The sequence below is a fragment of the Kineococcus glutinatus genome (assembly GCF_039542765.1).
GTDB lineage: Bacteria > Actinomycetota > Actinomycetes > Actinomycetales > Kineococcaceae > Kineococcus_A > Kineococcus_A glutinatus.
Genome location: NZ_BAABIL010000129.1, coordinates 1 through 4,794 on the forward strand (window position 1 = coordinate 1; position 4,794 = coordinate 4,794).

Below are 4,794 nucleotides of genomic sequence, written 5' to 3' on the forward strand. Positions count from 1 at the left end.
GGACGAGTGGCGCGCTGGGCCGGACGGGTGGTGCGGGCCGGTGCCGCGCCGCCCGCTCGGGTGAGAACGCGCCCGGGCGGTGCCGCGGGCCCCGGGGGAGCGCCCATGCTGGTGGTGCGCACCCGCCCCGCGGCGGGTGGCGTGCGGGCGAGGCGTCGGTGGCGACGCGCTCCGGCACCACCGGAGAGAGCCAGGTTCGACCCCTGGAGCCCGCTCCCCGCCCGTTCAGCAGGTGCGGACGAACCGCTCCAGCACCCGCACCCCGAAGCGCAGCGCGTCCAGCGGCACCCGCTCGTCGACGCCGTGGAACATCCCCGAGAAGTCCAGGTCGGCGGGCAGCCGCAGCGGCGCGAACCCGTAGCCGCGGATGCCCAGGCGGGAGAACGACTTGTTGTCCGTGCCGCCGGCGAGGCAGTAGGGCAGCACCGTCGACCCCGGGTCCTCCGCCTGCAGCGCGGCGACCATGCGGTCCACCAGCGCCCCGGCGAACTCCGTCTCCACCGCCGCGTCCACGTGGACGTCCTGCACGTCCACGCGCTCGCCGGCGAGTTCGGCGATGGTGGCGCGCAGCTCCTCCTCGCGGCCGGGCAGGAACCGGCAGTCCACCAGCGCGGTCGCGGTGCCGGGGATGACGTTGTGCTTGTACCCGGCCTCCAGCACCGTCGGGTTGGCGGTGTTCTGCAGGGTGGCCCCCACCCAGCGGGCGGTGGTGCCCAGCTGCTCCAGCAGCACGCCGGGGTCGTCCTCGTCGAAGGCGACGCCGGTGATCTCCGAGACGCCGGTGAGGAACTGGCGCACCGTCGGGGTGATCTCCACCGGCCAGGTGTGCGCACCGATGCGCGCCACCGCCGCGCACAGGCGGGTCACGGCGTTGTCGGTGCCCACCTGCGAGCCGTGCCCTGCGCGCCCGTGGGCCACCAGCCGCAGCCACGCGATGCCCTTCTCCGCGGTCTGCAGCAGGTAGGTGCGCCGCCCCGCGATCTCCACGGAGAACCCGCCGACCTCGCTGACGGCCTCGGTGACGCCCTCGAACAGCTCGGGGCGGTGGTCCACCAGCCAGCGCGCGCCCTGCACGCCGCCGGCCTCCTCGTCGGCGAGGAAGGCGAAGACGAGGTCGCGCGGGGGGCGCTCGCCGCTGCGGGCCAGCTGGCGCAGCACCGCCAGCAGCATGGCGTCCATGTCCTTCATGTCGACGGCGCCGCGCCCCCACAGGCAGCCGTCGCGCACCTCCCCCGCGAAGGGGTCCACGCTCCAGTCGGCGGCGCGGGCGGGGACGACGTCGAGGTGGCCGTGCAGCAGCAGCGCACCGCGGGCGGCGGTGCCGGCGGGGTCGCCGGGCACCCGGACCACGACGTTGCCGCGGCGGGGGTGGCCCTCGACGTACTCGGGGTCGAGCCCGACCTCGCCGAGCAGGCCCATGACGTGCTCGGCGGCGGCGCGCTCGCCCGGGCCGGAGCCGTCGCCGTGGTTGGAGGTGTCGATGCGCAGCAGGTCGCGGCACAGGTCCACGACCTCCTGCTCCGCCGCCCCGGGACCGCCGTCCCCGCCCCGCCCGTCCTGCCGCCCGACGCTCGCCGTCACGGGCGACACCGTACCGGCGGCCGCTGCCGGTAGCGTGCGAGCGTCATGAGCCTGACCTCCGGGCCTCCCGCGCCCCCCTCCCCCGCCTCCCCACCCCCGCTCGCCGAGCACCGCGGCCTCACCGACGGGGTGCAGGAGGCGCTGCTGGCGCTGCTCATGGACCGCGAGGTGGCCCCGGGCGCCCCGCTGCGCACCGAGGCGCTGGCGGCGCGCCTGGGCGTGTCCGCCACGCCGGTGCGCGAGGCGCTGGCCCGGCTGGAGTCCACCGGCCTGGTGCAGCGCACCGTCCGCCGCGGCTACCGGGCCGCCCCGCTGCTGGGGGCGGAGGAGCTGGCCCAGCTGCTCGACGTGCGCCTGGTCGTGGAGCCCGGCATCGCCGAGCGGGCCTGCCGGCGCGCGGGCCCGGTGCAGCTGGCCGCGCTGCGCGGCACGGTGGCGGCGCAGCGCCGGGCCCCCACCGGTCCCGGTTACCGGCGCTTCCGGGAGTACCTGGCCGCGGACTGGTCCTTCCACCAGGTGCTCGCCGAGGCCACGGGCAACCCGTTCCTGGTGCGCACGCTGGACTCCTTCCGCGGCTTCGTGCACCGGCTGCACCAGGACGAGGAGCAGGTGGAGGACTCGGTGGAGAGCGTGGCCGAGCACGAGGCGATCATCGGGGCGATCGTGGCGCGCGACCCCGCGGCCGCCGGGCGGGCGATGCGCGCGCACCTGGAGGGCGTGCGGGAGCGGGCGACGTAGCGGGCGAGCGGCACCCGCCGCGCACCCGCCGAGGGGGCACCACCCGTCCGGCACCGCGCCGGGGCGGGGGCGTTGACAGCTCGCCCAGGACGGCTACCCTCGTCCGCGGGTCCTCGATTTTCTATAGAGTTTCGCGGGCACCTCAGCCCACCATCCCCGGACGCGATGGAGCACTCCGTGAGCAGCACCACCCCGACCGACGCCCCCGGCGCCAGCGCACCCGGCCCGACCACCAGGGTCTGGGACGGCTACCCCGAGGTCCTCACCCGGGAGAACTGGCCGATCACCGTGCCGATGATGATCCACGGCAACACCGTGGCCGACGGCACGCCCGTGCAGCAGGCCAGCGCGGAGCAGTGGGCCGAGGTGCTCGACGTCATGGTCGACGCCGGCTACCAGAACATCGACCCCACCGACACGTGGATCCAGATCGCCGACCTGTCCCCCGCGCGGCTGGAGGAGTTCGCCGCGACGGTGCGGGCGGCCGGCCTCGGCATCCCCGCCTTCTCCACCTCCCGCCGCAGCGTCGTCGACCCCGACCACGGCGACGAGCACCTGGCCTACGGCCACCGCGCCATCGACGCCTGCGCCGCCATCGGCATCCCGCTGATCTCCTTCGGGTTCATGCGCGCCCTCACCCCGGCGCAGTCGCGCGCGCTGTGGTTCTGGCACGAGCCCGGCCCCGTCGACGACCCCGCCCCCGAGGCCCGCGCCCGCGCCGTGGCCCGCATCCGCGAGCTCGCCCGGCACGCCGGCGAGGTGGGCGTGCAGGTCTCGCTGGAGATGTACGAGGACACCTACCTCGGCACCGCCGACTCCGCCGTCCGGTTCGTGGAGGAGGTCGGCGAGGACAACGTCGGCCTCAACCCCGACTACGGCAACTTCGTGCGCCTGCACCGCGAGATCGAGCACTGGGACGAGGTCGCGGCCAAGACCCTGCCGCTGGCCAACTACTGGCACCTCAAGAACTACCTGCGCGACCACGACCCCGCGACCGGCGCCTGGTTCAGCCACCCCGCGACGCTGGAGACCGGCACCATCAACTACCGCAAGGCCATCGGCTATGCCGTCGCCAACGGCTTCCGCGGGGCCTTCTGCGTGGAGCACTACGGCGGTGACAGCATCAGCGTGGGCGCCACCAACCGCGAGTACATCCGCCGCGTCCTGCCCCGCACCGTCCCCGCCCTCTGACACGCTGCCGTCCGCGCCCCCCGCCGGACCGAAGGAGATCGACACGATGACCCGCATCTTCGGGGACCCCTCGTCCTTCGTCGAGGAAGCCCTGCAGGGATTCACCGACATCTACGCCCACCACGTGCAGCGCGTCCCCGGCGGGGTGCTGCGCTCGACGGCCACCCCCGAGGGCAAGGTCGCCGTCGTCATCGGCGGCGGCTCGGGGCACTACCCGGCCTTCGCCGGCTACGTCGGCCCGGGCGCGGCCGACGCCGCCGTCTGCGGTGACGTGTTCGCCTCCCCCTCCACCCGCCTCGTCTACGACGTGGCCAAGGCCGCCAACCGCGGCGGCGGCGTGCTCCTGGGTTTCGGCAACTACGCCGGCGACATCCTCAACTTCGGCCTCGCGGCCGAGCGGCTGCGCGCGGAGGGCATCCCCGCCGAGCTCCTCGTCGTCACCGACGACGTGGCCAGCGAGGGCAAGGGCGCGAACAGCCAGCGTCGCGGCATCGCCGGTGACGTGGTGGCCTTCAAGATCGCCGGTGCCGCCGCCGAGGCCGGTTACGACTTCGAGGGCGTCGTGCGCGTTGCGGGCCACGCCAACGACGTCACCCGCTCCATGGGCATCGCCTTCGCCGGCTGCACCCTGCCGGGCGAGCGCGAGCCGCTGTTCAGCGTCACCAAGGGCTCGATGGGCATCGGCCTGGGCATCCACGGCGAACCCGGCATCTCCGAGGAGCCCATCGGCACCCCCGACGAGATCGCCGACCTGCTCGTCGACCGCGTGCTCGGGGGCCGCCCGGAGGGCGTGCAGCACGGCGGCGGGCAGCGGATCGCGGTGCTCGTCAACGGCCTGGGCGGCACCAAGTACGAGGAGCTGTTCCTCCTCTACGGCCGCATCGCCACCCGGCTGCGCGAGGAGGGCTACGAGATCGTCGCCCCCGAGGTCGGCGAGCTCGTCACCAGCCTCGACATGGCCGGCGCCTCCCTCACCGTCACCTGGCTGGACGAGGAGCTGGAGCGGCTGTGGACCGCGCCGGTGCAGTGCCCGGCGATGAGCCGGGGCCCCCTCATCGAGACCACCCCCGCCCCGGCCTTCGAGCCGCCGGCGGAGGAGACCCCCGACTACTCCGGCACCCCCGAGGAGGCGCAGGCCGCCGGCAAGCGCGTCGCCGGGATCGTGCAGGCCGTCGCCACCGCCCTGGCCGAGGCCGAGGAGGAGCTGGGCCGCATCGACGCCGTCGCCGGCGTCGGCGACCTCGACGTCGGGATGGCCCGCGGCTCGCGCTCGGCGGCCGAGGC

Annotated in this window: 4 protein-coding genes; 3 read left to right on the plus strand and 1 reads right to left on the minus strand. The window is 75.2% G+C overall.

What is annotated here, in order from left to right; all coding sequences use genetic code 11:
* Positions 1-225: 225 nt before the first annotated feature.
* Positions 226-1,581: a M20/M25/M40 family metallo-hydrolase gene (locus tag ABEB16_RS05835; protein ID WP_345711323.1), complete on the minus strand. Its 1,356-nt coding sequence runs from the start codon at positions 1,579-1,581 to the stop codon at positions 226-228.
* A gap of 45 nt (positions 1,582-1,626) precedes the next feature.
* Here ABEB16_RS05835 and ABEB16_RS05840 point away from each other — a divergent pair, with 45 nt between their 5' ends.
* From ABEB16_RS05840 to ABEB16_RS05850, 3 genes are all read left to right on the plus strand, one after another.
* The gene (locus tag ABEB16_RS05840) at positions 1,627-2,319 is read left to right on the plus strand and encodes a GntR family transcriptional regulator (protein WP_345711324.1); all 693 of its coding nucleotides are present in this window, start codon (positions 1,627-1,629) and stop codon (positions 2,317-2,319) included.
* Between the two features lie 294 nt (positions 2,320-2,613).
* A complete protein-coding gene (locus ABEB16_RS05845; RefSeq protein ID WP_345711326.1) occupies positions 2,614-3,510 on the plus strand; it encodes a sugar phosphate isomerase/epimerase family protein in 897 nt (298 codons plus the stop codon).
* Between the two features lie 46 nt (positions 3,511-3,556).
* Positions 3,557-4,794: dihydroxyacetone kinase family protein (locus ABEB16_RS05850; RefSeq protein ID WP_345711325.1), on the plus strand; the 1,238-nt coding region annotated here is incomplete at its 3' end.

Excerpts from the sequence above, each read along its gene's own strand:
- ABEB16_RS05840 (WP_345711324.1), top strand. The coding sequence starts at position 1,627 with ATGAGCCTGACCTCCGGGCCTCCCGCGCCCCCCTCCCCCGCCTCCCCA.
- ABEB16_RS05845 (WP_345711326.1), top strand. The coding sequence starts at position 2,614 with ATGATGATCCACGGCAACACCGTGGCCGACGGCACGCCCGTGCAGCAG.